Genomic DNA, 26,271 nt, shown 5'->3' with positions numbered 1-26,271 from the left:
CTTCAAAAATTTTCACTTAAATACATGATTTTCCTGAAATTTCTAGCCAGAAAGAGTAGAGTGGATCTAAACGTGGAAACGTTAATCACTTGAATCCCTGGGGGAAGGAGACACACGATGAAGTATCCTCGTTGCCTGTGTGCGTTCATGCTCGCTCTGAGTTGCGGGCTGGCAGCTTGCTCTGTTCCGGATGGGTCTAAGGACTCCTCTGGTTCTTTCATTATTCATGAGCCCTTTGACTCTATAGAGCCGAGTGATCATCCCGATCCTCAGGCCTATCAGAAAATAACGGAGCTCTTCACCTCTTCTTCCTCAGTGTTGAGGGCAAAAGAAAAGGCAATTCAAGATTGTATGGCGTCTAAAGGTTTTCCTGGATATAAATCAGTTCAAGAAAACCTCTACTCTATACGTTCTGAAATTCTTGTGGCTCCGCTGAGTGTCGAGCAGGCTCGGCTTCACGGCTATGATCTTCCCGTTGGCGAAAACTATCGGCGTATGGCTGAGAGTTAGGGGAATCTCACCTCAGAAGAGCACGAAGCTCTATATAGTAGGGAATCTGGGACTAGAATTGCCGGGTATCCCAATGGACCTACCCATAATAGCGATGGGTGTATAGTTCAGGGGCTCACCAAAATCTACGGTTCTGAGATTGACGCTGTCTTTATGGAGACCATCCCCCTGAGGGCAACGACCGCCTATATGAACTCTTTTGCTCTGTCCTCAGGATTTTATAGCATGCTCAAGCAGCGGAGTGTGTGTATGAAAGAGATGACGGATAAGGAGATTGATTATCCTGAAAAGGCGCGGCGTGAATACTTTAGTGATCATAGTATTGCCCTTGCAGATGCTCAATGTCGTGAACGAGTAGATTATGAAGGGTATATCCTCAAGGAAAGCGCTCCCTATCTCACGAAGTTTTTGGAAGAAAATCAATCCATGATTGCTAAAATTACTGAGCTGAAATCTGTGGGTGAAAATAATGCACAGAAAATTCTTAAAGATTAAATATGCTCTTTCTATAGTTTGCGCTCTTCTTCTCTGTGTCTCTCTGACGGGATGTTCAAAATCTGGGAAAAGCATTCCCTCAGAATCTCCCAGTTCATACACCCCGGAAATAGATATTCAGCCGGCAGCCCACCCTAACCCGCAGGCTCAGCAGATTATGAATTCTATGATGCAATATCCAGAAGAAATGACGGATCTAATCCAGCAAGCCCTCACACTGTGTATGAAATCCTCAGGAGCAGACTATGTGAGCAAAACGCCTGTGCATCTACCCGTACGGAGTCATTACACTCTTCTGGATGTGCCCGAGATGCGCACCCCCGATTATTCTCAGGATACGCGATTTCAAGTGGGCTACCTGCAGCGCTATGGATTACACTTCTCTGAGCTTTATGCTTATGGGTATACCCAAGAGCAAGCAAGTGCCTATCACTGGGCACTCTATGGGGATATGGATCATCCAGTTATTGGAAGTACCGGTCAGTCTCTTGGTACCGAATCTAGCTGCATGGTACAGGTATCCAGGTATATCTTTGGTGATCCCTCAACTCTCTTTTACTATGCCCTCGGTACCGGATATGCGGGAACAAGTTATATAAGCTCAGTACGATCCGATAAAGACTTTAAGGCCTTGGATCGAGAACTCATGGCATGTGTAGATAATCGGGCTGGAATCAGCTTTAAACGAGATATTCTCGAAGGGTATGCCTATGTCTACCCGGGAGCTCAGGAAGTGCCGGATCCTTCAATAGCTCGGGTTGAGTTGGACTGCCGGCAGGAACTCAACTGGGAACAGAAGATATCCTCCCTGCTCGATGCATACATCACAGCATTCTTGGAGAACCCAAAATATGAACGGGAACGAGAAGCCTATAAAAAAGCTCACGAGTACGCTCTGGAGCATTATGAAGAACGTAAAGCACAGCTAGCGGATTACCGCTGGATGTAAAGCTCCTGGGGTGCTATGGGCATTGCGATACAAGGGAGCTGAAAGCGGGTATAGCAAGAGAGTGAAGGCGGCACTCGGATTCCCGGGCACCGCCTTCACTCTCTATCTATATCAAGCTATAGGGGACTAGTTCACGTCCATCTGAAGATCCCAAATATTGTTCACATAGCGACCAACAGCCTCGCCGGTCATATTCACATAGCGCTTATCCTTGGGAGTCTCCTGTTCCTTACCGTTAGCAAAGAGCTTCTCACCCAAATCAATCACAAAGTCAACGCTCCAGTTGTACGCACCGGATGCCAGCACCGGCTGAGCGGACTTAATGGTGAGGGTAGCGGTGGGGTTGGCGTACCAGGTCTTCTTCTGGTCAATACCTTCCTTGGTGCGATCCGCGTACTTCTGCAGAGCGTTCAGGGTCTCGGTATTGGTGCTGACCTTGCGCAGGTACTCCATATCACCGGTCTTGAGCAGGTAATCCACCGCCGCGCTAAAGTACGCTAGAGCGGAAGCGAAGCCAGCCACGCTATTCTGGTGCATGGAATCGGGCAGAACCGGGGTGGGAACATTCTGTGCCGGGTGCTCAGCGTTTGCAGCCTGGTATTCGCCGTGGTTATCGAACTTCTCCAGCTTAGCTACACCCGAGTAGTTCTTATCGTCATTAGGCAGCGGGGACTGGTTTGCACTCGCCGATGCACTCGCGCTTGCCGAGGCAGAAGCGCTGGTGCTTGCCGATGCGCTAGCGCTGTTGGAGCTTGCTGCAGAGGTGCTTGCTTCGGAGGAAGCGGCTGCGGTGGACTCGGAGTTAGAGGAGCCGCAGGCAGCCAACAGACCCAGGGAACCCAGGCCCAGCACGCTCAGTGCAGCGCGACGATTATATGCAGTCATGTAGAAACCTTTCAATCCTGTGGTTGGGATAGTGTGCACGAAAAATTTTCGGTGTAAAGTTTTCAAGTGTAGCAGGAAAATACGCTCAGGTCGATACGAACCCGTCACATACCTTATTCAAAGAGCACTTTCCAGCCTCTTAATTCACTAGGAAGCAGTGGCACTATAGGAGGCCTGAGGATCAACCGTAGCGCCTCCAGCACCCGCAGAAGACTCAGCAGAAGAGCTCGGAGCGGCAGAAGCAGACGCACCGGCACTCGCCTGAGTATAGGCAAGATTCAGCTCCCACTTCTTGTCATCCTTCAAGTACTTGCCGCGGAACTCGCAGCCCTGAGTCAGCACGCGCTGCTCGGCGGCAACCTCCTGGAAAGCCCCCTCCACCACGGACTTCTCACCATAGGAAATAGTCACCGTGGAGCGCCAGAGCAGATTACCATCAGCCATGATTGAGGGCTGGCTGGTGCTCAGATCAAAGACCATACTGGGGGAGATATACCACTTACCGGCGCTAATATCGCGCTTAATCACCTCGGCAAGCTCAGTATTGGCATTGCCATCACCGGCCGCCAGGGACACCTGAGAAACGGGTGCGGTATCCGCCATTTTCAACAGATAATCCATAGACGCCGCAAAATAGGCGATGGTGGTGTAGAAACCACTCACGCTATTCTCAGCCATAGCATCGCTGGTCACCGGCTTGGGCGCATTGCGCGGCGGGTGCTCCAGGGTACCGGGCTCAAAAATACCCGCAGAATCATCAAATCGGGTGTATCGCGTCTCACCCGAGTGATTCTGACCGTCATCACTATAGTTATTCGGGTTCTTTGCATTGCCGCCGGAGCCCGAGAGAGCACCGCCGGAAGGACCCGGAGCGGGGGAAGAGGAACCACAGGCAGCCAGCAGAGCGCTCAAACCCAAGGCAGAGGCGCCAACCAGAGCCGCACGGCGCGTGGGGGAAGTCTTCGATAAAGAGTCGGAGAAAGACATAGTTCTATCCTACCGGGCACGAGGCTAAAAATCATGCTCCGCGCGCAGCTATGACAGGCTCTATGGACTCTTAAGAAGCGCTGGCAGAGGAAAGCGCACTAGCAGAGGAACTAGCGGATGCGCTCGCCGAGGCGGTTGCCTTCGCGGTGGCTGCAGAAGAGACCGGAGCCTCCAGGGGAGTCACATGCAGGGACCATTTCTTATCCTTATAGGTACCCTCAATACGCAGCTTCTGTTCCAGATGACGCTCAGATTCGGGAATATCAATCACCGCATTATCGCCCACCAGCTGCGGGCCCTTATCCACATGCTGCAGAGCATCCCAGGAATAGGAGGTTTCGCTGTGCACCGTGGGGCGCTCGCCATTGAGGGTAATGGTGGCGCTGGGGGATACGTACCACTCCTGCAGCTGCACGGCGAATCCGCTCTCATCATCAAAGCGAGTCAGGGTATTCATATAGTCGGCACCCAGATTCAGCTCCGCCACATAGTTCAGGGAGCCGGTAATGAGCAGGTAGTTCAGGGATGCCGCAAAGTATTCAATGTTTGCTTTGAAGCCCTCGGCGCTCTGCTCGGAGGCATTGGCTGCCAGCTTGGGTACAGGCACATTAATGGCGGGGTGGTTAATATTTGCCGGGGTGTAGACTGCGCCGGGGGAGGGTGTAGCAAAACCGGTAGGGGTCACCATGCCGCCCAGGGAAGCCGGTGCGGTGGGGCTAGGTTCGGGAGAGGGCGCGGAGGGGGCGCAGGCAGCTAAAAGAGCACCCAGGGCTGCGCTGCCTCCGGCATAGAGTACGGTGCGACGGGTGTAACGGGTGCGGGTGGATGCTGTCTGCGCATTCATAAAGTGGCGATCCTTGGTACGAGAGCTGATGCTCAATGGGTTGGGCAGTCCTGATATCAAGCGGAAAGAGCCGGGGAGAGTGCCCCCTGAAGGATATTGTAGCCCACATCAGACTCTCCATTGAGTAATGATGTGGGGAACACCCGGGGTACCGTGTAAGAAGAGGGCCATGTAGTTAATATGACCTGATACCCCGGGCTTATTTCGAATGTACCGCGAAATTTTTCTACGGTCATGCCGTGAGGTGATTTTCGGGCGAAAAGGCCGAATAAGTCAGATTGTTACAAGAGGCGATTACACCTACATAGTGAGGCGAGTAACAATACACTGGGTGCTGTGTGCAGGGGAAAAAGTGAATCGACCTACAATATTGCGGCTCTGTATGCCCCTGATCGGGATCCACAGTGGCACAGGATAACTCGGGGCAATTCCGGGTGAGGGTGCCACAGAATCGCAGAATCACAGATCCGCCGAACCGAAGAGCCGACGAGAGGTAGCCGGATATACCTCAGCCCGGATAGCTTCCGCACGCCGGCTCGTAGAGTATATCTTCAGAGCGGGTACGCGGGTCTATCCGGGCTAATGTATCGATATATAGGGTAGCGGCCGATAGGGGCAGCAGATCTAGAAAGAAGCCACCTTCGAGGGCTTCCAATCGGAGGGCAGCTCGGTGGTCTCAACCATCCAGCGGTTCTGTACATAGGTCAGATACACATAGCTGACATTCTTCGCCACCACGGAGCTGAGCTTCGCCGGCTTATCCGGGTGCTCCCGATTGAAAAGATAGGCCTGCTGGTTGATGGTCACGCGCGCGGGCCAAATATAAGAATTGGGTTCCGGGCCCTCATAGGGGGCGGTCTTCTCCAGAGAAAGGTCTAGAGGAGCGGAGCTCTCAGAAATCAGCCAAATATTACCGGTCTGGTACATGCGGCTCAGACCGTCCGCAAAACGTTTGGTCTCCTCGCGTGCAGCGTTTGCCTGAATAAAGGGTGCGGAATCACCGGTGAGCAGCAGATAGTTCTGTGCGCTCATCCAAAACTCCAAAAAGGCGCGCGCACCCTGCAGAGACTTGGACTGCGCATTGGGCTGCATCATGGGCTGAGGGACGTTCTTTGCCGGTCCCTCTTCAGTGCCGGGGATATAGAAATTCTGTACACCGGCCTCGCTGGTCGCCGGTGCGGGGGATGCAGTGCCTCCCGGTGCGCAGGCGCTCAACAAAGAGGCGGCAGCTACACCGAGGGATCCACCCAGCAGAGCGCGACGCGAAACCTGTTTATGTTTCGAAGCGCCCGTGCCGGGCTGATAGAAAATATCACCCATATCTACAACTTTCTGTGCTGAGACACCCTGCACCGTGCCTTCATACTCAGCCGACTTTTAATGTCGCGCAGAGTGAGGGCAAACGGTGGTGGAAGTCAGGTACCTCGACCCTATCTATCGGATGGGTCATATTCGCCGCGCCATGTGCTCTAACGCGTATACGCGAGAAGACCCTCTATAAGATTAGCGAACAACCGTCACTTTTGGTGTAAATGTGCTCGAAGGATTCGGTTTTGCCGGTTTTTGGGTTCGCTCTTCCTCACGCTTAGGAACGGGCTCCCCCTCAGCATAGTCCTTGGGGCTAATCACCCACCAGCGGCTCTGATCCTCATCCCAACGGGCGTAGATCTTCTTCCACTGCTTAGCCTCAAAGTCAGTCATTTGCTTCAGAGTATTACTCTTGGGATCCACCAGAGTGCCCTGAGCCTGCTTGACCGTGCAATCCCAGGCGAAAAGACCCTTCTCATTCTTTACCGGGGAGGTCTCGGTCAGGGTAATGGTCCACTGACCGTCCACAATCCAATGACCGTCCTTATAGATCTTTTCGTAGGAGCGCAACTGCTCCCAGCCATAATCATTATTGGCAGCAAGAATCTGCTCCGCAGGCTGAGTATTGCCGGTCATGCGCGCGTAATTAATACACGCCGCGTAGTACGCCAGGGATAGACGCAACGCCTGAGGGGTCGGAACAAACATGGTTTCCAGGGGAACCGGAATGGGGGTGTTTGTCGCCTTCTTGGTCAGATTCGCATTCTGACCCTCCGGAACAGCCTGAGCCGAGCTATTCTCCTGGGGTCCCTCCACCCACTTCTCTTCACCCGCAGCGGCAAATTGATGCCAGATCAAATCGCCTTTGAGATTCTCCGCCGGAGCGTAGGATACGCTCACGCTCGGTGTGATGCTCGTCTGCACCTGGGTAGGCTGCGAGGAAGAACACGCAGCAAGTAGAGCAGAACCGCACACACCGGCTGTACCGGTAAATAAGGCTCGGCGGGATAAACTCATCGGGTGGCTCCTTAGAGAGGGGACAGGGGCGCTCTGCACAAAAATCCGCATATGCCCCCGGTGTGGGGCGGGGAGTACAGAGACTTCAGATAATGGCTCGGAAACAGACACGCTATTGCGGATATGCCCTAGAATAGAGAAACTGCAGCCGGCGGGACTCGGTGAAATCCCACCATGATCTGAGATATCCTCTCATTTTATCTTAAGAAGGGGAGAAAACAGCCTTAGGAGGCGCTGTCTGCGTCTTTACGACCCACACCGTGAGCCAGCATAAGAGTCAGGCGGCGGCTAGCCTCCAGAACAGCCTCGGAATAGAGGCGACCGGGCTGGCGAGTCATACGCTCAATGGGACCGGAAATAGAAATAGCGGCAATGACCTTGCCCGAGGTATTACGCACCGGAGCCGAGACGGAGGCGGTGCCACGCTCGCGCTCGCCCACCGACTGAGCCCAACCCAGGCGACGAACCATAGCCAGCTGTGCAGCGCTAAAGTAAGCGTTATTTAGACCCTCGACCAACTTCGCCTGGTCTTCCCATGCCAGCAGTACCTGTGCGGCGCTACCTGCCTTCATGGACATCTGGGTACCCACCGGAATGGTATCGCGCAGACCCACGGGACGCTCGGCGGAGGCAACGCATACGCGCCAATCGCCCTGGCGGCGGTAGACCTGGGAGGATTCGCCGGTGCGCAGACGCAACCAATCCAGCACGGGAATACTGGCTGCCAGCAGTTCATCTTCACCGGCTGCCAGGGAGAGTTCACCCAGGCGCGGGCCGAGGACGAAATTTCCCTCCATATCGCGGGAAATCAGGCGGTGGTGCGCCAGTGCGGCGGCCAGGCGGTGTACGGTCGGGCGCGCCAGACCGGTGGTGCGCACCAGGCGCGCGAGGTTCATGGGACCCGCTTCGAGAGCGTCCAAAATAGCGACCGCTTTATCCAGTACGCCCACGCCGGAGGATACGGGCGGTTCAATTTCAAGCACCTGCTGATCGGGTGCCAGGTGCGGAATGGGCGCTACCGGGGGTTGTGCGGTGGTCGGGTCCGGCTGTTTGCCGGTACGCTGAGGGTGAAGCGGGTTCTGCGAAATCATAAGCTAATCATATACCGAACATCTCATATAGTGGACTCATTTCGCGGAAAATCACGCGAAAAAACCGCATTTACACCATTCAAAAGTGATACACCCATCAAAACATTTGGAATAAATTCTCAAAAATTTGAGTGGTGTACACGGGTGTAACCCCCAGAATTTCGGGTCTCAGGGCGCCATTTGGGCGTTTGGAATAGGGTAAATTGCGCCGTAAAATAAAGAGCAGATAAGAAATGCGCTACTTCACGCTTTAAACAACACACAGCATGGACACAGCTTAAAGAACTATAGTTAAGCCCGTCTGTGTTCCTACCGAGCGCACTACCACCAAAGATTTGTCCAAGGAGAGTCAGTCGTGACCCTAAATATCAGCAAGCTTCGCATCGAAGGCGGCGTGCCGCTCACTGGTGAAGTACATGTGCGAGGCGCTAAGAACCTCGTACCCAAGGCAATGGTCGCGGCCTTCCACGGAACCACTCCCTCCATCCTGCGCAATGTCCCCGATATTAGCGACGTGGAAATCATTACCACCCTGGCAGAGCTGCACGGCGCGCGCGTGGAATACAACAAGGAAGCCGGCGAGCTGACCCTTTACCCGAACCACAATATCGAAACCGCAAACAAGAACGCGGAAGATATTCAGCTCTTCGGCGGCAACTCCCGTATTCCCATTCTGATGGTCGGCCCGCTGCTGCACACCCTGGGCACCGCACGCATCCCCAACCTGGGCGGTTGCAAGATCGGTTCCCGCCCCATTGACTACCATATGGATGCACTGCGCTCTTTCGGCGCAGAAGTCACCAAGGACGACGAAACCGGCACCACTCTGCGCGTGCCCGAAGGCGGCCTGCAGGGCACCGAAATTGAGCTGAAGTACCCCTCCGTGGGTGCCACCGAGCAGGTGCTGCTGGTAGCTGTGCGCGCAGCCGGCAAGACCACCCTGAAGAATGCAGCTATCGAGCCCGAAATCCTCGATCTGATTAACGTGCTGCAGAAGATGGGTGCAATTATTAGCGTCAAGGATAACCGCACCATTGTGATTGAGGGCGTGGAAGAGCTCAAGGGCTACGACCACTTCGCTATCTCCGACCGCAATGAATCTGCATCCTGGGCCTCGGCTGCCCTGGCAACCCGCGGCGATATTTTCGTGCGCGGCGCCGACCAGAGCATCCTGCGCGAATACCTGAATATTTTCCGCAAGGCCGGCGGTATCTACGAGGTGCGCGAGAACGGTATCCGTTTCGCACACCCGGCCGTAGAAAATCCCGAGGCTGAGCTCAAGCCCGTTGTCTTCGAGACCAACGTTCACCCCGGCTTTATGACCGACTGGCAGCAGCCCCTGCTGATCGCACTCACCCAGGCAAAGGGCACCTCCATTGTGCACGAGACCGTGTACGAGGATCGCTTCACCTTCACCGAAGCAACCCGCCAGATGGGCGCCGATATTGTGGTGCTGCGCGAGTGCATGGGTACCGTACCATGCCGTTTCCAGGGCAAGGGCTACGCTCACTCCGCACTGGTCAACGGCCCCACCCAGCTGCACGGCGATGATATTGAGGTTCCCGATCTGCGCGGCGGCTTCTCGCATATTATTGCTGCTCTTGCTGCACAGGGTACCTCCACCGTTTCCGGTGCCGAGATGATTGCCCGCGGCTACGAGCTTTTCGAGCAGAAGCTGCAGGATTTGGGTGCAAAGTTTGAGGTTTTGGAGCGTAAGGAATCCAAGAAACCCGAACCTAACGCTAAGATTGAGGAAGAAAAGCCCATCGAAATCGAGGTTCAGGAGTCCTAATGAGCACCGCTAAGCGTCCAGAGTTGCCCGAATTGCACCCCACCCCCGGCGGTGACCGCCTCTATAAGGTGCTGGGCACTCTGATGCGCCCGGTGTACGCAACCATTGGTAAGGTTCGCTTTGAGGGCATTGAAAATCTGCCCACCAATGGTAGCTATATTGTGGTGGCAAACCACACCACGGAGCTGGACCCCGTGACCATTGGCTACGCGCCCTTTATCAAGGGTGCGCTGCCTCGATTCCTGGCGAAGGATTCTCTCTTCCACGCGCCCGTACTGGGCTATATTATGCGCAAGCTGGCGCATATTCCCGTGGTGCGCGGCTCCGCGGACGCCCGTAAGTCCCTGGATACCGCCCGCGGTGTGCTGGCAGCCGGCGGTGCCGTGGTGATCTTCCCCGAAGGCACCACCACCACCGAAGAAAGTAACTGGCCTATGCCGGCGCGTACCGGTGCTGCTCGCCTGGCGCTGAGCACCGGCGTGCCCGTAATTCCTATGGCTCACTGGGGTGACCAGGAGATTCTGGGATACGAGTATTACAACGATGAGAACGGCAAGCAGAAGTACCGCCGCAAGGTCTCTCTCTTCCCGCGCAAGACCGTGCGTGTGAAGATCGGTAAGCCTATGGATGTTCGTACTCTGGTTGCCGACCCTCGCCCCGAGGCTAAGCACACTCGCGCCGAGCTGCGCGATGTCACCGAAAGCATGATGGCTGAGGTGACCCGCCTGCTGGAGGAGCTGCGCGGCGAAAAGGCGCCGCAGGGTGTGTGGAATGCCTCCGCCCGCCGCTATGAGCCCGCAGCTGAGAGTGATACCGCTCAGCCCAAGGCAGGGGAGTAGTCTATGGCTGCTATTGAATACACCCTACCCGAGCGCATTGACAAGATCGCTGTACTCGGCGCCGGTAGCTGGGGTACCGCTTTCGCCAAAATTGCTGCCGATGCTGCACTCGAAGCCAATCGTGACACCAGCGTGGTGCTGGTTGGTCGCGATGCCCAGGCTATGGCTCAGGCGGAGCAGACCCGCACCAATGACCGCTATTTCCCGGGTATTGCACTGCCTGCCAATGTTGAGTTCACTGCCGACGCCCCCGTGGGTCTGCGTGATGCTCAGATTGTGGTGCTGGCGCTGCCCTCCCAGGTACTGCGCGAACAGCTGCTGACCTACGGCCGCTTTATCTCCCAGGACGCTATTCTGGTCTCCCTGGCGAAGGGCCTGGAAGTGGGTACCGGTCTGCGCATGTCCCAGGTAATTACCGAGGCCATGGAAGAATCGATGGCCCTTGCCGGTGCTGATATTCGCCGTATTGGTCATATTCCGCACCGCGTAACCGTGCTCTCCGGTCCGAACCTCGCCACCGAAATTATGGGTGAAGAGCCCACCGCCTCCGTGGTGGCTGCTCGCACCCTGCCTGTGGCTGAGATGGTGGCTGCTCACTGCGCCGCCAGCTATTTCCGCCCCTACACCAGTACCGATGTGACCGGTGTAGAAATTGGCGGCCTGGTCAAAAACGTGATTGCCCTGTGTGTTGGTATGTGCGAGGGTATGAACTACGGCGATAATTCCAAGGCATCGGTGATGACCCGCGGGCTTGCAGAAACTACCCGCCTGGCGCTGGCTCTGGGCGGTATCCCCTCAACCCTGAGCGGTCTGGCGGGCATGGGTGATCTGATTGCAACCTGCTCCTCGCCCCTGTCTCGTAACCATACTGCCGGTCGTCTGCTGGCAAGCGGTATTAGCCCCTCTCAGCTGCATGAGCATATGTCTCAGACTGCCGAGGCGATTAAATCCGCTCCCGTACTGGCTCAGCTGGCGCGCCGCCACGGCATTGAAATGCCCATTGTAGAGGCTGTGGTTGCCGTGCTGACCGAGCGTATTAGCGTGGAGCAGCTGGCTCCGCTGCTGCTGGGACGTAGCCTCAAACGCGAAGGTCACTAAGCCCACGCTGAGAAGTAATCTCGGCTGACCTGCCCGGATACCCGGTGTTCACTACACGCTAGGTATCTGGGCTCTTGAGCCTTTATACTTGTACATCTAGAAACACAAGACCATTCACAGCGTACGCATCAATAGCACATTGTATTGCGCGCCCATCTGCACAAGGACATTATGACTGACAAGCTCACCATTGCGCTGCTGACCGGCGGCCGATCCTCCGAACATTCCATTTCGCTGATTACCGCTGTGGGTGTGCTCGGCGCCCTGGACCGCAGCAAATACGATGTGGTGATCATCGGCATCACCCGTGACGGCCGCTGGTACCTGGCATCGGAAGAGCAGCTGCGCGAACTGGTGGACGCCGATCAGGCCTACGCCACCTTTGAAGGTGGGGGACAGCAGGTGTTCCTGCCCCTGGGTGCGCAGGATTCTCGTTTGCGTCTGGTGGATGAGAACCAGCAGCTGAGCCTGGGCTCTGCCATTGACGTGGTGTTCCCGCTGCTGCACGGCCCCTTCGGTGAAGACGGCACCCTGCAGGGTCTGCTCGAAATGGCTGATTTGAAGTATGTGGGTTGCGGTGTGACTGCCTCGGCTATTGGCATGGATAAGCACTTTATGAAGCTTGCTTTTGAAGCAGCCGGCCTGGAGGTGGGCCCCTACGAGGTAGTGACCGACCGTCAGTGGCGCCACAATCGTGAAGAAGCCCTGGAACGCGTGAACCGTTTGCAGTACCCGGTGTTTGTTAAGCCCACCCGTGCCGGCTCCTCCTTCGGTATTACCAAGGTGGATGAGCCCTCCCAGCTGCAGGCGGCGATTGAAGAGGCTCGCACCTTTGACCCGAAGGTGATTATTGAACAGGGTATTGACGGCCGTGAGATTGAGCTCTCTGTGCTGGATGGCCACCACGGTCAGATGCCGCGCGTATCGTACCCGGGCGAGATTGAAGTGGTTCAGCAGAGCGAGCAGGCATTCTACGATTTTGAAGCCAAGTACGTTTCGAAGACCGACGCCGTAACCCGCTGCCCGGCTGATTTGCCGCAGCAGGTTCAGGATGAGCTGCGTGAGCAGGCGGTTCGTGCTTTCCTTGCCCTGGATGGTGAGGGTTTGAGCCGTGCCGATTTCTTCTACACTTCTGATGGGCGTGTGCTGATCAACGAGGTGAATACGATGCCCGGTTTCACCCCGATTTCCATGTACAAGACTCTGTGGGAGTACGGCGGGTTGAGCTATAGCGAGCTGATTGATGAGCTGATTAGCTTGGCTGTGGAGCGCCCCCTGGGTCTGCGCTAAATTATTGGTGTGTGGTCTAAAGCCCCGTGCGGATAGTCGTGCGGGGCTTTGACTATGCCCTGCTGCGGTAGCTGGGGTGTGCTCAGAAGATAGTGATAGGGGAAAAGTATTCAGCTGCCTGTCAGGCAACTATCAGCGAACTATCAGCCCACCGTCACATTCGGCGTTTTGACCGTCATATTTGGGGTTTTCCTGCGCAAACTCTGCACAAAGGCTGTGGAAAGTGCTAGGCTGTAAGCAAAAGCCTAAAGTTTGAGTTTAAAGTTTCCTTTCCCTTGATGTCGGCGGGGTAGACAAACTCAAATGGACGTACCGTCCAAGGTTGCGGCGGAGAAGCCCACCCGGTGTAGCCGCCGTATCGCTACCATGAAGGTGAGGTTATTTCCATGTCGAAAATCCGCACTCGCGCCGGCGCTGTACTTGCCGGTGCAACCCTGATCGCTGGCGCACTGGCTCCGGTTCCCGCAACCTTTGCAGCCCCCGATACTCCCACTCACCTGAGCCCGCAGGCAAGCGGCTGCACTATCGTAGATGTGCAGGCACAAAAGTTCACCGGCTTCCCCGGTGAATACCAGCTCGCCTACGACGGTCAGAATATTTACACCACCTTTGCTAACGGTCGCCAGCCCGTGCTGACCGCCGGTATTGGTGTATACCAGCCCGGTCCTGGTGCCGCTCAGAATACGCACACCGGCGCGGCTCAGGCGTTCCAGTCCACCATTTTGATGCCCGTGACTGATTATATGCCGCGCGGCTCCGATACCGTGCAGGGCAAGCAGATTATGGCGCCCTACGGCATTGCCTCCGATTTTGCCGGCAAGCTGTGGGTAACCAATACCATGCAGAACTCGCTGACCGTGCTGGATATTAGCGGGACCACTCCCAAGCAGGTCTTCCCCAAGATGGACGGCGGCATCTCCATTAGCCACCCGCGTGAGGTGCGCCTGGACGGCAAGGGCGGTCACGCCTTCGTCTCCCACCTGGGTGGTGTGACCGTGCTGGACTCGGGCACCTTCAGCTTTATGAAGGCCTTCGAGTTCACCTACGAGGGCAAGCCCGATCCGGCAATGAATATGTTCGTGGACTCCATGGACTCCAAGCTCTACGTGCCCCTGCTCTACTCGGGCGAGGTCAAGGTCATTGATACCAAGAGCTTGGAAGTTGTGCAGACCCTCAAGCTGCCCAAGCAGGTCGAAGGCGCCCAGCTGCGCCCCTCCGATGTGGTGGTGGACCACAATACCTCCAAGATTTTCATCTCCGCCCAGGGCGAGATGGACCGCGCAACCGGTGTTAGCAAGGGTAACTCCGGCGTGCTGGTCTACGATCTGAAGAGCATGGAATACCAGGAGACTCTCAGCGCTGGTCCTCAGACCCTGCCCCTGGCATTGGATGAAAATGGTTACCTGCTCTACGCCGGTGACTTTGCCGACGGTACGATTCGCGTGATTGATACCCGTTTCAACCGCGTGGTCAAGGTTGTCAAGGCGGGTCAGAGCGGCGTAAACGATCTGATCTACACCGACCGCGGTGTCTTTGCCACCGTGCGCGATGTGACCGCCCAGAACACCGTTAGCTACGCAACCATTGACCCGGCAACGGGTGAGTACCTGCCGGCTGCTACCGGTGAACCCAAGGGCGAGAATGGTGCCCAGGTGCCGTTCAACTCCGGCGGTATTGTGGAGATTCACGCCCAGGCGACCGAGACTGCCGGCAGTTGCGAGGTCACCGAGGTGACCCCGACCCTGAGTAATAAGACTCAGCTGCCGCAGGGCGTGAAGGTGGATACCTCCGAGGCGCTGCGTACTCCCGCGCCGACTCAGAGCCCCGATCCTACGCAGAGCCCCGCCCCCAGTGCCTCGGCTACTCCCACGGTGACCGCTACTCCCACCAAGACGGCAGATGACGCCAAGGTTGATAAGCCCGAAGCTAACCAGAGCCCCGATAAGGCAAAGGAAGATTCCAAGGCTGAGTCTAAGACCGATGCTAAGGAAGAGACCAAGAGCGAAGCTCAGAAGGAGTCCAAGTCCCTGGCAAAGACCGGTGCCAATGGCATTGTGATTGGTCTGGGTGTTGCGGCACTGAGCCTGGCGGTGGGTATCATTTTGGTGGTTCGTCGCCGTAAGCTCTAGGCCTATCGCCATTATATGACGTGTTGTTTTCAACACATTTGAGGGATTCGGGGTGGAGTCTTGAATACCTGAAAAGGTGAGACTCGCCCCGAATCTTTCTATCACTCTCTAGAGGTTGATATAGGGTATTTGGTGGTGTTTTGAGCTTAAAATCCCCCAAATATTGGTACGACCAATGCATGTTTATTGAGATAATATGCAGAAATCCCTGTGCGTACTTGAAATAAGTTTCATAGAGTGCTTGAAGGTTGAACTTCAATTTAGATGGCGCAATCTTTCACCTTCAAGCACGGGGTGAAGATAAAAGAGGCTCTGCGTTCTGCTCTGTCGCCATAGGGTGGTATATACGGGGCTATAGATTCGCTATGATAGAGGATAGCTATGTGTGCCCAAGGGTGCACAACTCAACCATGAAACACTCTCCCGATAAAGTAGGAATAACTTGGGAAAACGACAGCTTAAGATGAATACGGCCCGTGCTGCCGCAGCGGCACTGACCGTTGCCGCTATGCCCGTGGCTGCTTCTGTTGCGAATACCGCTCAGACCAATGCCACGCAGCCTACTGCGGACACCTCGGCTAGTGCTAGCGCCAGCGCTAACCCGAGTATTTCCACCACTTCCGTAGCGCCCTTCCCGAGCTCTACGACTAGCGCAAGCTCCTCGGCATCTTCCTCGGCAACCGCAAGCCCGAGTGCTTCCGCATCTGCAACTGCTAGTGCAAGCTCTTCGGCTACTGCAAGCCCCAGCGCATCGGCTTCCGCTTCCTCTTCGAAGACCGCAAGCCCGAGCGCATCCGCATCGGTGAGCGCAAGCGCCTCGGCAAGCTCTTCGGCAAGTGCAAGCCCGAGCGCATCTGCATCGGCGTCGGCATCTTCTTCGGCAAGCGCAAGCCCGAGTGCCTCGGCTTCTAGCAGCGCGCCGGTAGTGCCCCCGGTACCCACCGTTGCACCCACTACGGAGCCGACTGTGGCTCCCACTGTGGCACCGACCGAACAGCCCACCGCGGAACCGACTGCACAGCCTACCGTAGCTCCCACTGAGAACCCGACTCCGGATCCTCAGCCGACCGAGCAGCCTACCGCTGAGCCCACCGTGGCACCGACTCCGGATCCTCAGCCGACTGAGCAGCCTACCGTGGCACCGACTCCGGAACCCACCCCCGAGCCCACCAGCCCGGTGAATCCGGATCCGACTCCTCAGCCTACCCCGGATCCTACTCCCGAGCCGACTCCGGACCCCACCAAGCCGGTGAACCCGACTCCGAACCCGGAACCCACCAACCCGGTGGTACCTACCCCGGATCCTACTCCCGAGCCGACTCCGGAACCCACCAATCCGGTGGTTCCCACTCCGGAACCGACCCCGAATCCTGAGCCCACGGCACCGGCTACCCCGGATCCCACTCCGCAGCCGACCCCCAGCCCCGACCCCACTGATGACGATAATCCTCTGCTGACCGGCGGCACCACCCTGGGTCGTATTGCGGCAAGCACCCCCAGCAGCGATGCCATTCCCGGCGCCGATGACTGGGTAGCGGGTTACCTCTCCCGTTCGGGCGATGAGGACTCCTCGGGCTCTTCTAGCTCTTCCTCGAGTTCCTCTTCGTCGAGCTCTTCAAGCTCCTCCCCGAACTCCTCGAGCTCTTCGTCCAGCACGGTCGCAAGCCCGCGTAATGGCACCAGCTCGAGCGCAGCGGCAAAGAGCAGCTCCAATAACGCTCAGCCCTCCAAGGCTGCTTCCTCTGCCTCCGAAGCAAAGGAAAAGTCTCAGGAAGTTCAGGACTCCGGCCTGTCCAATGTTGGTTTCTTGATTTTCTTCTCGACTGTTGCTGTGATTCTGGTGGCTCTGGCTATCCGATTCTTCATTCGTTCTAAGAACGAAGGCTAGTATCTAAAGTTAAAGCGTCCGCGCATAACCTGCGCGGGCGCTTTTGCTATACCCGTGGATAGTAGTATGCCCGGGGATAACGGGGTATGCGCTGGGAGCGTGCAAGCCAGGATAGGGGCATAATAGGACTATGCACCAGGAACAGAATCAGAGCACTCTTACCCCGACGCGCCCGCAATTTGCCAGGATTATCGGGGGCGAGCTTGTGCCCGCGCCCTCTACCTCTGAGTACGGGGCGAGCGTGGGATCGATGGGCGAAAGTGCTGTTCTGGATTCCTTTATGCCCATTATTGCCGCCCACAATGAGCGCGTGAGGCAACGCTTTGAACATCGCGGAGAAGAGCCCATTATGGCGATGGGTCCGGGAGACGATTGTGCCGTGCTAGCGCCAGTTCTACGAGCTGACGGCAGTGCGGCTTCGTGGGTGAGTACCATTGATACTCTCACCGCCAACCAAGATTTTATGAGCCCCTGGCTCCTGAAAATGGACAACTATTCTCTAGGCTCCGGAGGCTACGATATTGGCTATAAGACCGCCACCCAGAACCTTGCCGATATTGCCGCCATGGGTGCTGTACCCGCCGCGCTGCTGGTATCCCTCTCGCTACCGGCTGAGACACCCTATGAGTGGGTGGAAGATTTTGCACGCGGAATCACCGAAGGCTGCGTAGAAAACGGCGCCCTAGAATGCACCATTGCAGGCGGTGATTTTGGTGCCTCGACTGAAATCTCGGTAACCGTGACCGCCTTTGGTATCACTGATAGCTCGGCTCCAGCGGGGGTACGTCGAAGCGGTGCTCGGGTGCTCAATGACGATAGTGCGGAACTCGAAGATAACGGTCATGCGCTGGCTATTCTTGCGCTCGCCGGTCGTACCGGCTGGGCCGATACCGGTCTGCGCCTGCTATTGCAGGACGGATCGATTGCTCGCCCGAGCCAGCAGACTCTGGAGGCTATTGCTGCTCAGCTGCGCCCCACCTCGCCCCTGGACGCCGGGGTGCAGGCGGCACACGCCGGAGCCCTTGCCATGATGGACCTCTCCGATGGGCTGCGCAAGGACGCCGGGCGCATGGCGCGCGCCTCCTCGGTTGCCTGCGTGATTGATGAGGCCCAGCTTATGCGCCGCGCCCCCGAGCTTTATCCCGCACTGGAGCAGCTATTGGCTCTGCGAGGTAACGCAGTCAATGATAAGAGCCTATATGCTGCGGCTCTGCGTGCCCTGCTGGGCGGGGGAGAAGATCACGGCCTGCTGGCAATTTTCCCCGCGGATACGCAGCTACCTGAAGGTTTTGAAAGCATTGGTAGGGTATACCCTGCGCGAGTGTATGAACCGGGAGTATATCTGCAGCACGCTCAGGGCGACTCAGCGGAGATTGAACGGCTGGAAGGCGAAAGTTGGGAGAGCCTGGGTTGGGAACACTATGGAGCGTAAGCACTGACTGTAGAAGCCGGGGGACTGATAGCTTCGCGCGGATTCTTCACAGATGAGCGGGCACAAGCGCGCGGAGTACAATAGAAAGCCTATGCACCACGGAGGGGAGAACATGACTGACCAGCACGAACTGAAGCCTAGATCTTCTGGCCCCGAGGCGCTCTCTTTTCCCGGTGATACTCTGCGCGAAACCCTGGCGCATCTGGCATTTGGCCGCGCCTGGACCCGCACCTCCGTACGTTCTTTAGAACGCTATGCGCCTGCGCTCAATGAGCTCAATGGCTTCCCTGTACCGGATAAAGATACCGGATCGAATCTGCTTGCAACCCTGCAGGCACTCGCCTCTCGTTACGCCTCGAGCGCTGCCCAAGCGCATACCGCGTGGGAGGACGCCCTGATACAGACTCTGGCTCGGGCACGCGGCAACTCCGGTATGCTCACCGCCCTCTGGGCGTTGGAAGTGGGGCGTAGTTACTATGGGTTCGCCGGTAGCCTGGAGGAAGAACTCGGAGCGGATGCCGTGGACTCTCTACCCCTGATCTCTGCGCTTTGCGAGAAAGCAGCTGAGCTGGGTCAGGATTACGCCAGTGTGCCCGCCTATGAGCTCACGCGAGCCCTGGCACTGGGTGCTGAGCGCATTGCCCGCACCATTAGCGACCCGGCACTAATGCCCAGCACTTTAGGGGCACTCATGCTGGTGCTGGCGGATTATCGTTTCCACTATCTGCCGCAGGATACTATTCGCGCCCGTACCGAGCGCGCCGTATACCGTAAAGATGCTCTTCGCGCCGCCCTGATGGGCACAGCGCAGAACCCTCCCGCAGCTCACCTTGCTGGCACTGTGGATGCCGGCGCTCTCGGCTTTTATCTGGGTGTTATTGCCACCAACCCCCTCTGGGTTGATGCCCGTCTAGATGAGGGAGAAGTGGAGCGTATGCTTGAACCCAGAGCCTATGCTGAGGGCATTTCCGCTGGAGCTGCAGCTATTTCGAGCGAGTCGGAAACGGAAGCAGGGGCAGTGCACACCGAATGGGAATTTATGGCAACCCTGCTGATTGAGGACGCCAGTCGCGTGGTGGAACTGCGCGAAGATATTCAGCCGCTGGGGGACTCTTTGCTGCTCACCCCGGTGGATTTGGGACGCGGTGCCTGGGCGCTACATATTCATGTTGCCGATTGTGACGCGTTGAAAAAGGTGCTGGGGGAGTACGGCGCCTGGGAAAATGAGCGTATTTCCTCCCTCTCGGCGGGCGAACACGGGGAATGTTCCGAGTAGAACTATAGCTGCCTATCGTGAAAATATTCGATAATTTGGTGTGTTCTACCGAATATCTAGCTCATATGTACTATGATAGAAGTGTACTCGCACCCTAGCCATGAATACGACGAGCGTATTCTCTAGGATTTAACGAAAGGAGGGATATGGCACAGCGAGATCTTCAACCCAGCCTCTTTGACGGCCTGGCGGAGGTCGACCCCCAGCAGCTCTGGGGCGAGTTCGCACGCCGTCCCTCCTCTAAAACTGCTTCTTCCAAAGCTAAAGGCTCATCTCAGAAGAAGGCAAAGAGCGCGGACACTAAAGCTCAGAAGTCGAAAGAGCAGGGCGTTCAGAAGAAAAGCGCAGCTGCTGAGAGTTCGGGACAGAAGACCCCTGGTCAGCGTGCTCCGAAAAGCTCTTCCTCCTCTCGCTCGGTGAAGACTACTGCCCCTGTTACTCTAACTGCCGATCAGCTGGCGACCCATCCTCTGCTGACCGTGCGGGACTTGGCGCACTATGCCCACGGAGCGGCAAGCTTGGAGGAACTGAGTGCTCGTGTGGCTCATCGATCCTCTGCTGAGTTTGCGCAGGTGAGCGCTCGCCTGCGTGACTCCCTGGGGTCTCATGCACGCACGATGGCACCCGAGGACTTTTATGAGCTCGTGGATGCCGCACTGGCAGCCGTGCCTGCCGAGACAGCACCCACTCACACTGCCCCCGTAGAATCTGAGCCTACTGGTACGGGAAGCTCCGAGGTAAAGCCTGTAGAAGAACCCACCCCGCAGAAAGCACCGAGGAAAAAAGTAGCTCAAAAATCTGAGTCTCGTACCGCCGAACCGAGTAAGCGTGAATCTACAAAAGCCTCGCAGAAGAAGACAGCTCAGAAGCCGGCCTCTGAGAAGAAGCTCTCCGAACCTAAAGCTCGTTCCTCCGTGACTAAAGAACCTTCTACGCCCAAGAAGTCTGCCGCACCCAAAGAGCCTCAACCTTCTAGAACACCCAAGGAACTCAGCCCCGCAAAGGCAGCCCAGCAGGCACAACGAGAGGCAAAAGCCCAGGCTGTTCAACGCTATAACGCCGAGGAACGTCTGGAAAATGAGCCTCTAAAAACCTACCTTCCCGCCCCCACGGCTCAGGCGATTAAAACCCATTTGAAGCTGGAGCGCGTGGGCGAGCTGCTGGATTACTATCCGCGTAAATATTTGCCGCGCGGTGAGCTCACCTCTTTTAGCTCCCTGGAAGAAGACCAAGAAGTGACCCTGCTGGCTCGCGTGGTCTCGGTGACCACCCGACAGATGGCATCGCGTCGCGGGCGTATTACCGAAGTGATTATTAGCGATAGTCTGCAGGATGACTACGGGCACGCCGAGACGGGGTCGAATCTCACGCGCGTTCAACCCAATAATCCGCGTATTTCCGGGCTTGCAACTGCGTCTTTGAGCGGATACTCCGATAGGTTTGGGCAGGATACTACTGACTTTTATGCACCCGCTCAGGCGGGTCTCTTTGGCGTGCCCGTACACACCGTAGGTTCGCGGATGAAGCTCTCCTTCTTCAATGCCTGGACGGCAGCCCGTGATTTGCATGCGGGGGAAAGCGCCATGTTCTCCGGCAAAGTCGGAACCTACCGCGGGGAACTGACACTGACGAACCCGCACTACGCCGTCATCGCGCCGGATGCCTCCGCAGAAGATCTGGAGAAGGCAAAGAGTCGAGCCAATGCGCCGATCCCGGTCTATAAAGCCACCGAGAAATTCACGACCGACCGCATTGCCGCAGCCATTGCGACCCTGATTGATAGGGCACCCCTGGCACAGCTGGAGGATGCCCTGCCCTATACCCTGCGCAGGCTGCGTAAAGTACCCTCCCTGGAATGGACTGTGCGTGCCCTGCACACCCCCGATAGTGAGGACACCTGGCGTGCTGCCCAGACACAGATGCGCTATCGTGAGGCATTTATTCTGCAGGCGGCCCTTGCCCGTCTTCAAGCATTGCGTGCCGCTCAGGCAACCGTGGCGCGCCCTGCAATTATCGGAGGTTTCGCCGATGCGCTACTGGCAGCTCTGCCCTATGAACTGACCGAAGGACAGCAGAAGGTCGGCGCTGAGATCGCAGAGGATCTGGCATCCGATTCGCCCATGAATCGTCTGCTGCAGGGCGATGTGGGTTCGGGTAAAACCGTCGTGGCTCTGCGCGCCATGCTGCAGGTGGTTGATAACCGCGCCCAGGCAGCTCTGCTGGCTCCCACCGAGGTGCTGGCCGAACAGCATTTCCGATCCATGGCTGAACTACTGGACGGTTGGGTAGATACCGGGGAAGAGAGCGCCACTGAACCGGGAGTCAACGAGAGCACTCAGCCTGCGGTTCGCCTGCGCCTGCTCACTGCCTCCATGCCAGCACGCGTGAAAAAGCGCGTGATTGCTGAACTTGCCGCCGGGGAAGTCGATATTATTATTGGCACCCACGCGCTGCTTTCTGACGGTATCCGATTCCACGATCTGGGTATGGTGGTAGTGGATGAGCAGCACCGCTTTGGTGTTGAGCAGCGCGACGGTCTTCGCGGCCCCAAGGGGGAACTACCTCACCGCCTGGTGATGACCGCAACCCCCATTCCGCGCACCGTCGCCATGACGGTCTTCGGTGATTTGGATGTCTCCGTATTGGATCAGCTACCGGCGGGGCGCCAAAAAATCACCACCCATGTGGTTCCCCTGGCTGAAAAGCCCGCCTGGGCCTCTCGCCTGTGGCAGCGCGCTCGCGAAGAAATCGACGCCGGCCACCAGGTCTATGTTGTGGTGCCTAAAATCGGTGATGACGAAGACTCCTGGGAAGAAGGCTCTCAGCTCTTTGGCTCCGCCGGAACCGCCCTGGATAGTGCGGGGCGCAGCGGAACCACCGCCAGCGACGGGCGCACCCAGCTTACCAGCGTGGCGGGCATGTACCGCTATGTGCAGCAGCAGCCCGCCCTGGCCGGTTGCCGTATTGCCTATCTGCACGGTCGTATGGACCCGGACGAAAAATCGCGCGTGATGACAGATTTTGCTGCAGGAAGCATTGACCTGTTGGTGTGTACCACCGTGATTGAAGTAGGTGTGAATGTGCCCAATGCGACCCTCATGATGATTATGGACGCCGACCGATTCGGTATCTCCGGCCTGCACCAGCTGCGCGGTCGCGTGGGACGAGGACAGCACGCGGGTACCTGCCTGCTCATTACCCGCCAGGGTGCCGAGGGGGCTTCCCGCGAACGACTGGAAGCGGTCGCCAGCACCACGGACGGCTTTGAGCTCTCCCGCATTGACCTGGAGCAGCGCCGAGAGGGCGATATTCTGGGCGCCGCCCAATCGGGTACCAAGAGCAACCTGCGTTTCCTGCGTGCCCTGGCGGATGCCACCATTATTGAGCGTGCCCGCGAGGATGCCCGCTCTGTAGTAGCAAGCGACCCGACTCTTGCTAAGCACCCGAATTTGGCGCGCACCATTGACCGTGCCCTGGATGCCGACCGCGAAGCCTTCCTGGGTAGGGGATAATAGAGGAGCTGCTAGAGCCCTACGATGGCTCCGGTAACCCCGCCACTTGAGAGAAAAGAGAAAATATGAGCCGTATTATTGCCGGCGCCGCCGGTGGTCTACGCCTGGCATCCGTGCCGGGAGACGCCACGCGCCCGACCACTGACCGCGTCAAAGAGTCTCTTTTCTCCAAGCTGGAAAGCTACGATATGCTGCGTGGCGCTCGCGTGCTGGATGCCTACGCCGGTTCGGGCGCTCTGGGCTGCGAGGCGGCGTCCCGCGGCGCCTCCACGGTGCTGCTGAGCGATAAAGCCCCCAAGGCGGTGACCGCCTGTCGTAAAAATGCTGCCGCCGTGCAGCAGGCTCTGGCAGGCTCCGGCACAATTAGCGTGCAGCAGAGTTCCGCGCGTGCTGCTCTGAATTCCGGCACCTGGGATGTGGTTTTTATTGACCCTCCCTATGCCCTGGAGAATGAACAGATCGTTCAGGATATGCTCGCTGTACAGCCTCATCTTGCTCCCGGCGCTATTGTGGTGGTGGAGCGCGCCAGCCGCGATGAGGAGCCCGCCTGGCCGGTTGGCTATCACCGTTTTGCTCTCAAAAAGCACGGTGAGACGGTGCTCTACTATGTGGAGCCCGACCCTGAATCTGAGAATGCTGCTGAGAGCACCGAAGACAATAGCTCCGAAGACATCGTAGAAAGCGAAGAATAAACCATGCGCGTTGTATGCCCCGGCTCTTTTGACCCGATTCACAAGGGCCATATGGAAGTTATTGCCCGCGCCGCTGCGCTTTTTGACGAGGTGATCGTGGGAGTGGCTCATAACTATTCCAAGAAGTACCTTTTTAGTCTGGAAGAGCGCCTGGATTTGGTGCGCGCCGCCGCAGCTGAACTGGGTCTGAATAATGTGAGCGTTGAGGTTATTGAACCCGGTGTGCTGCTTTCTGCGTGGGCTCATGAGCGCGGTGCGGCGGCTCTGGTCAAGGGGCTGCGCAGCGGCAAGGACTATGAGTATGAGGCTCCTATGGCGAGTATGAACCGCCATGTGCGCCCGGTGGAAACTCTCTTCCTTTCGGGTGAGGATCGCTATACGGGTATTTCTTCCACGATTATTCGCGAGGTTGCTTCCTTGGGTGGTGATGTTTCGGCCTTTGTGCCCGCGGCTGTTGCGCGGGCGCTGGGGGAGAAGTTTGCCTCTGCCTCCGCCTCTTAAAGTCCAGGTATTTAAAGCGCGGGGCGCGTTTAAGTGCTTAAAACCTCTTAAAGGGCCTCTGTGACTTTAAATTCTTGATTAAGAGCTCTGCAGGGGCTACACTGGGACTTTGGTTTAAACATTTCGTAAGGAGATACGTCATTTCACGTAAAGACTCATCGGAGCTGGTGTTTTCAGTAACTAACCTGATGCACCGCCCGGGCAGCATGGAGACCATCGACGAGGTCGTGCCGGCACCGGCCGATCTTGGTAATACCCTCATTGGGGTACCCGAGGGATCCGACATTGATCTCAATGTGCGTTTGGAGTCCGTGGTAGATGGTATCCTAGTAACTGGTGAAACCACTGTGGATGTACACGGTGAGTGCAGCCTGTGCCTAGATCCGATTGATTTCGAGATGTCGGCAACCATACAAGAGCTTTTCGTCTTTGAGAAGGCGCCCGAGGGCGGCCCCGAAGATGAAGTAGATGAGCAGTATGCCGTGGACGGGGATTCTATTGACCTGGAACCGGCTCTGCGGGACGCAGTGATCCTTCAGCTGCCGTTCCAGCCCGTGTGCAGTGATACTTGTCAGGGTCTGTGCTCCGAATGCGGAGTGCGCCTGGAAGATAACCCCGGGCATCATCACGAGGTGTTGGATCCGCGCTGGTCGGCGCTTGCCGGTCTTTTGGCTGCGGATACCGAAAACTAAATTGTCATTACGAGAGATTGAGAGATAGCTGTGGCTGTTCCCAAGCGCAAGATGTCCCGCGCTAACACCCGCGCACGCCGTTCCCAGTGGAAGGCATCCGTGCCCCAGCTGGTGAAGACCGTTGAGAACGGTCGCGTCACCTACAGCCTGCCCCACCAGGCTAAGGTTGTTACCGACGCTGCAGGCAACGCCCTGTTCCTGGAGTACAAGGGCCGTAAGGTAGCGGACGCTTAAGTCTAAGCGGTATATCTTATGAGTGAACCTAGCGTCAAAGATGCTAGGGAACTTCAGAAACGTCTCGGCGTCGATATCGATGCCGAGACGTTTTTGCTTTCCCTCACGCATCGCTCCTATGCTTTTGAACACGGCGAAATAGCCCATAATGAGCGCCTGGAATTTGTGGGTGACTCGGTGCTCTCTCTGGCCATTGCGGAAGAAGTCTACCGACGCTTCCCCGAACTGCCCGAGGGTGAACTGGTGCGCCTGCATCACGCCGTGGTGTCCACTGTGGCTCTGGCGAAGATTGCGCGTACCCTGCACCTGGGCGACTATATTCTGCTGGGTAAGGGTGAGCGCATGACCGGCGGCGCGAATAAAGACTCCATTCTGGCTGATACTATGGAGGCTATTTTCGGTGCCGTGTACCTGACCCTGGGTCGTGAGCGTGCACGTGAAGTGGTGCTGCAATTCATTAGCCCCCTGCTGGACGATGAGGCGTTCCTGGATTCCGGTCGCGACTGGAAGACCGAGCTGTACAATCTTGCCTTTGCGCATTCTTGGGGCGATATTCGCTATGAGGTGACCGGTGAGGGACCGGATCATGCGCGTTTGTATACCGCGACGGCTTATGTTGCCAATCAGCAGGTGGCGCGAGGCACCCAGGCGACCACGAAGAAGGAAGCGGAGCGTTCTGCCGCTCAGGCAGCCTATAAGGTGCTGCACCGCGACTAGGCCGTATCCCTTATCCTTTCCCGTGTGGGTGCAAAAAGTAACAGTGGACGCAAAAAATTTGCGCCCACTGTTACTTTTTGCGCCCAAAACTCA

General features: G+C 57.0%; 23 protein-coding genes. 17 read left to right on the top strand and 6 right to left on the bottom strand.

What is annotated here, in order from left to right; all coding sequences use genetic code 11:
* Positions 1-117: 117 nt before the first annotated feature.
* The 3 genes from Q4P78_RS07210 to Q4P78_RS07200 all read left to right on the top strand — a co-directional run bounded on the left by Q4P78_RS07210 (position 118) and on the right by Q4P78_RS07200 (position 1,954).
* A complete protein-coding gene (locus Q4P78_RS07210) occupies positions 118-510 on the top strand; it encodes a hypothetical protein (RefSeq protein WP_303339689.1) in 393 nt (130 codons plus the stop codon).
* Positions 511-699: 189 nt separating this feature from the next.
* A complete protein-coding gene (locus Q4P78_RS07205; RefSeq protein WP_303339688.1) occupies positions 700-1,005 on the top strand; it encodes a hypothetical protein in 306 nt (101 codons plus the stop codon).
* Positions 980-1,954, top strand: coding sequence for a hypothetical protein (locus tag Q4P78_RS07200; protein WP_303339687.1), 975 nt, complete (start codon positions 980-982; stop codon positions 1,952-1,954). Before Q4P78_RS07205 ends, Q4P78_RS07200 begins: the two co-directional genes overlap by 26 nt.
* Before the next feature lie 126 nt (positions 1,955-2,080).
* On the opposite strand, the gene Q4P78_RS07195 is transcribed toward Q4P78_RS07200, so the two are convergent.
* From Q4P78_RS07195 to Q4P78_RS07170, 6 genes are all read right to left on the bottom strand, one after another.
* Positions 2,081-2,839 carry a DUF6318 family protein gene (locus tag Q4P78_RS07195; RefSeq protein ID WP_303339686.1) on the bottom strand — a complete coding sequence of 253 codons (759 nt, stop codon included), beginning with the start codon at positions 2,837-2,839 and terminating at the stop codon, positions 2,081-2,083.
* Positions 2,840-2,986: 147 nt separating this feature from the next.
* On the bottom strand, positions 2,987-3,826 hold the full coding sequence (locus tag Q4P78_RS07190; RefSeq protein ID WP_303339685.1) for a DUF6318 family protein: 840 nt from the start codon (positions 3,824-3,826) through the stop codon (positions 2,987-2,989).
* A gap of 70 nt (positions 3,827-3,896) precedes the next feature.
* Positions 3,897-4,670, bottom strand: coding sequence for a DUF6318 family protein (locus tag Q4P78_RS07185; protein ID WP_303339684.1), 774 nt, complete (start codon positions 4,668-4,670; stop codon positions 3,897-3,899).
* A 624-nt stretch (positions 4,671-5,294) separates the two neighbouring features.
* A complete protein-coding gene (locus Q4P78_RS07180; protein ID WP_303339683.1) occupies positions 5,295-5,990 on the bottom strand; it encodes a DUF6318 family protein in 696 nt (231 codons plus the stop codon).
* Between the two features lie 183 nt (positions 5,991-6,173).
* Entirely contained in the window at positions 6,174-6,995 is an 822-nt protein-coding gene (locus tag Q4P78_RS07175; RefSeq protein ID WP_303339682.1) for a DUF6318 family protein, read from the bottom strand.
* A 224-nt stretch (positions 6,996-7,219) separates the two neighbouring features.
* Positions 7,220-8,086, bottom strand: coding sequence for an IclR family transcriptional regulator (locus Q4P78_RS07170; protein WP_303339680.1), 867 nt, complete (start codon positions 8,084-8,086; stop codon positions 7,220-7,222).
* Positions 8,087-8,441: 355 nt separating this feature from the next.
* On the opposite strand from Q4P78_RS07170, the gene murA reads away from it, so the two are divergent.
* From murA to rnc, 14 genes are all read left to right on the top strand, one after another.
* A complete protein-coding gene (gene murA / locus Q4P78_RS07165; RefSeq protein ID WP_303339679.1) occupies positions 8,442-9,878 on the top strand; it encodes a UDP-N-acetylglucosamine 1-carboxyvinyltransferase in 1,437 nt (478 codons plus the stop codon).
* Entirely contained in the window at positions 9,878-10,717 is an 840-nt protein-coding gene (locus Q4P78_RS07160) for a 1-acyl-sn-glycerol-3-phosphate acyltransferase (RefSeq protein ID WP_303339677.1), read from the top strand. Before murA ends, Q4P78_RS07160 begins: the two co-directional genes overlap by 1 nt.
* Positions 10,718-10,720: 3 nt before the next feature.
* Positions 10,721-11,815, top strand: coding sequence for an NAD(P)H-dependent glycerol-3-phosphate dehydrogenase (locus Q4P78_RS07155; protein WP_303339676.1), 1,095 nt, complete (start codon positions 10,721-10,723; stop codon positions 11,813-11,815).
* Positions 11,816-11,986: 171 nt separating this feature from the next.
* On the top strand, positions 11,987-13,105 hold the full coding sequence (locus Q4P78_RS07150; RefSeq protein WP_303339675.1) for a D-alanine--D-alanine ligase family protein: 1,119 nt from the start codon (positions 11,987-11,989) through the stop codon (positions 13,103-13,105).
* 386 nt (positions 13,106-13,491) lie between these two features.
* Entirely contained in the window at positions 13,492-15,234 is a 1,743-nt protein-coding gene (locus Q4P78_RS07145) for a serine protease (protein ID WP_303339674.1), read from the top strand.
* A 463-nt stretch (positions 15,235-15,697) separates the two neighbouring features.
* Positions 15,698-17,122: a PT domain-containing protein gene (locus tag Q4P78_RS07140; protein ID WP_303339673.1), complete on the top strand. Its 1,425-nt coding sequence runs from the start codon at positions 15,698-15,700 to the stop codon at positions 17,120-17,122.
* A gap of 250 nt (positions 17,123-17,372) precedes the next feature.
* Complete coding sequence (locus Q4P78_RS07135) at positions 17,373-18,554, top strand: thiamine-monophosphate kinase (protein ID WP_303339672.1); 1,182 nt, start codon at positions 17,373-17,375, stop codon at positions 18,552-18,554.
* A 112-nt stretch (positions 18,555-18,666) separates the two neighbouring features.
* Positions 18,667-19,830 carry a Dak phosphatase gene (locus tag Q4P78_RS07130; RefSeq protein WP_303339671.1) on the top strand — a complete coding sequence of 388 codons (1,164 nt, stop codon included), beginning with the start codon at positions 18,667-18,669 and terminating at the stop codon, positions 19,828-19,830.
* A 146-nt stretch (positions 19,831-19,976) separates the two neighbouring features.
* Positions 19,977-23,342 carry a helicase-related protein gene (locus Q4P78_RS07125; RefSeq protein ID WP_303339669.1) on the top strand — a complete coding sequence of 1,122 codons (3,366 nt, stop codon included), beginning with the start codon at positions 19,977-19,979 and terminating at the stop codon, positions 23,340-23,342.
* Between the two features lie 65 nt (positions 23,343-23,407).
* Positions 23,408-24,034, top strand: a complete 627-nt coding sequence (rsmD, locus tag Q4P78_RS07120) for a 16S rRNA (guanine(966)-N(2))-methyltransferase RsmD (protein WP_303339668.1) — start codon at positions 23,408-23,410, stop codon at positions 24,032-24,034.
* Between the two features lie 3 nt (positions 24,035-24,037).
* Positions 24,038-24,535: a pantetheine-phosphate adenylyltransferase gene (gene coaD / locus Q4P78_RS07115; protein ID WP_303339667.1), complete on the top strand. Its 498-nt coding sequence runs from the start codon at positions 24,038-24,040 to the stop codon at positions 24,533-24,535.
* Positions 24,536-24,723: 188 nt separating this feature from the next.
* The gene (locus tag Q4P78_RS07110) at positions 24,724-25,227 is read left to right on the top strand and encodes a DUF177 domain-containing protein (RefSeq protein ID WP_303339723.1); all 504 of its coding nucleotides are present in this window, start codon (positions 24,724-24,726) and stop codon (positions 25,225-25,227) included.
* A 30-nt stretch (positions 25,228-25,257) separates the two neighbouring features.
* A complete protein-coding gene (gene rpmF / locus Q4P78_RS07105; RefSeq protein ID WP_005505656.1) occupies positions 25,258-25,461 on the top strand; it encodes a 50S ribosomal protein L32 in 204 nt (67 codons plus the stop codon).
* An 18-nt stretch (positions 25,462-25,479) separates the two neighbouring features.
* Positions 25,480-26,178, top strand: a complete 699-nt coding sequence (rnc, locus tag Q4P78_RS07100) for a ribonuclease III (protein WP_303339665.1) — start codon at positions 25,480-25,482, stop codon at positions 26,176-26,178.
* Positions 26,179-26,271 lie beyond the last annotated feature (93 nt).

Source organism: Rothia sp. (in: high G+C Gram-positive bacteria), assembly GCF_030540545.1.
In the GTDB taxonomy this organism is placed as follows: domain Bacteria; phylum Actinomycetota; class Actinomycetes; order Actinomycetales; family Micrococcaceae; genus Rothia.
This window is presented reverse-complemented; position numbering and strand designations above follow the sequence as displayed.

What these genes read in the sequence shown, in the direction of transcription:
- Q4P78_RS07210 (WP_303339689.1), top strand. Translation starts at nt 118, where the DNA reads ATGAAGTATCCTCGTTGCCTGTGTGCGTTCATGCTCGCTCTGAGTTGC.
- Q4P78_RS07205 (WP_303339688.1), top strand. Translation starts at nt 700, where the DNA reads ATGAACTCTTTTGCTCTGTCCTCAGGATTTTATAGCATGCTCAAGCAG.
- Q4P78_RS07200 (WP_303339687.1), top strand. Translation starts at nt 980, where the DNA reads ATGCACAGAAAATTCTTAAAGATTAAATATGCTCTTTCTATAGTTTGC.
- Q4P78_RS07195 (WP_303339686.1), bottom strand. Translation starts at nt 2,839, where the DNA reads ATGACTGCATATAATCGTCGCGCTGCACTGAGCGTGCTGGGCCTGGGT.
- Q4P78_RS07190 (WP_303339685.1), bottom strand. Translation starts at nt 3,826, where the DNA reads ATGTCTTTCTCCGACTCTTTATCGAAGACTTCCCCCACGCGCCGTGCG.
- Q4P78_RS07185 (WP_303339684.1), bottom strand. Translation starts at nt 4,670, where the DNA reads ATGAATGCGCAGACAGCATCCACCCGCACCCGTTACACCCGTCGCACC.
- Q4P78_RS07180 (WP_303339683.1), bottom strand. Translation starts at nt 5,990, where the DNA reads ATGGGTGATATTTTCTATCAGCCCGGCACGGGCGCTTCGAAACATAAA.
- Q4P78_RS07175 (WP_303339682.1), bottom strand. Translation starts at nt 6,995, where the DNA reads ATGAGTTTATCCCGCCGAGCCTTATTTACCGGTACAGCCGGTGTGTGC.
- Q4P78_RS07170 (WP_303339680.1), bottom strand. Translation starts at nt 8,086, where the DNA reads ATGATTTCGCAGAACCCGCTTCACCCTCAGCGTACCGGCAAACAGCCG.
- Q4P78_RS07160 (WP_303339677.1), top strand. Translation starts at nt 9,878, where the DNA reads ATGAGCACCGCTAAGCGTCCAGAGTTGCCCGAATTGCACCCCACCCCC.
- Q4P78_RS07155 (WP_303339676.1), top strand. Translation starts at nt 10,721, where the DNA reads ATGGCTGCTATTGAATACACCCTACCCGAGCGCATTGACAAGATCGCT.
- Q4P78_RS07150 (WP_303339675.1), top strand. Translation starts at nt 11,987, where the DNA reads ATGACTGACAAGCTCACCATTGCGCTGCTGACCGGCGGCCGATCCTCC.
- Q4P78_RS07145 (WP_303339674.1), top strand. Translation starts at nt 13,492, where the DNA reads ATGTCGAAAATCCGCACTCGCGCCGGCGCTGTACTTGCCGGTGCAACC.
- Q4P78_RS07140 (WP_303339673.1), top strand. Translation starts at nt 15,698, where the DNA reads ATGAATACGGCCCGTGCTGCCGCAGCGGCACTGACCGTTGCCGCTATG.
- Q4P78_RS07135 (WP_303339672.1), top strand. Translation starts at nt 17,373, where the DNA reads ATGGGCGAAAGTGCTGTTCTGGATTCCTTTATGCCCATTATTGCCGCC.
- Q4P78_RS07130 (WP_303339671.1), top strand. Translation starts at nt 18,667, where the DNA reads ATGACTGACCAGCACGAACTGAAGCCTAGATCTTCTGGCCCCGAGGCG.
- Q4P78_RS07125 (WP_303339669.1), top strand. Translation starts at nt 19,977, where the DNA reads ATGGCACAGCGAGATCTTCAACCCAGCCTCTTTGACGGCCTGGCGGAG.
- rsmD (WP_303339668.1), top strand. Translation starts at nt 23,408, where the DNA reads ATGAGCCGTATTATTGCCGGCGCCGCCGGTGGTCTACGCCTGGCATCC.
- coaD (WP_303339667.1), top strand. Translation starts at nt 24,038, where the DNA reads ATGCGCGTTGTATGCCCCGGCTCTTTTGACCCGATTCACAAGGGCCAT.
- Q4P78_RS07110 (WP_303339723.1), top strand. Translation starts at nt 24,724, where the DNA reads ATGCACCGCCCGGGCAGCATGGAGACCATCGACGAGGTCGTGCCGGCA.
- rnc (WP_303339665.1), top strand. Translation starts at nt 25,480, where the DNA reads ATGAGTGAACCTAGCGTCAAAGATGCTAGGGAACTTCAGAAACGTCTC.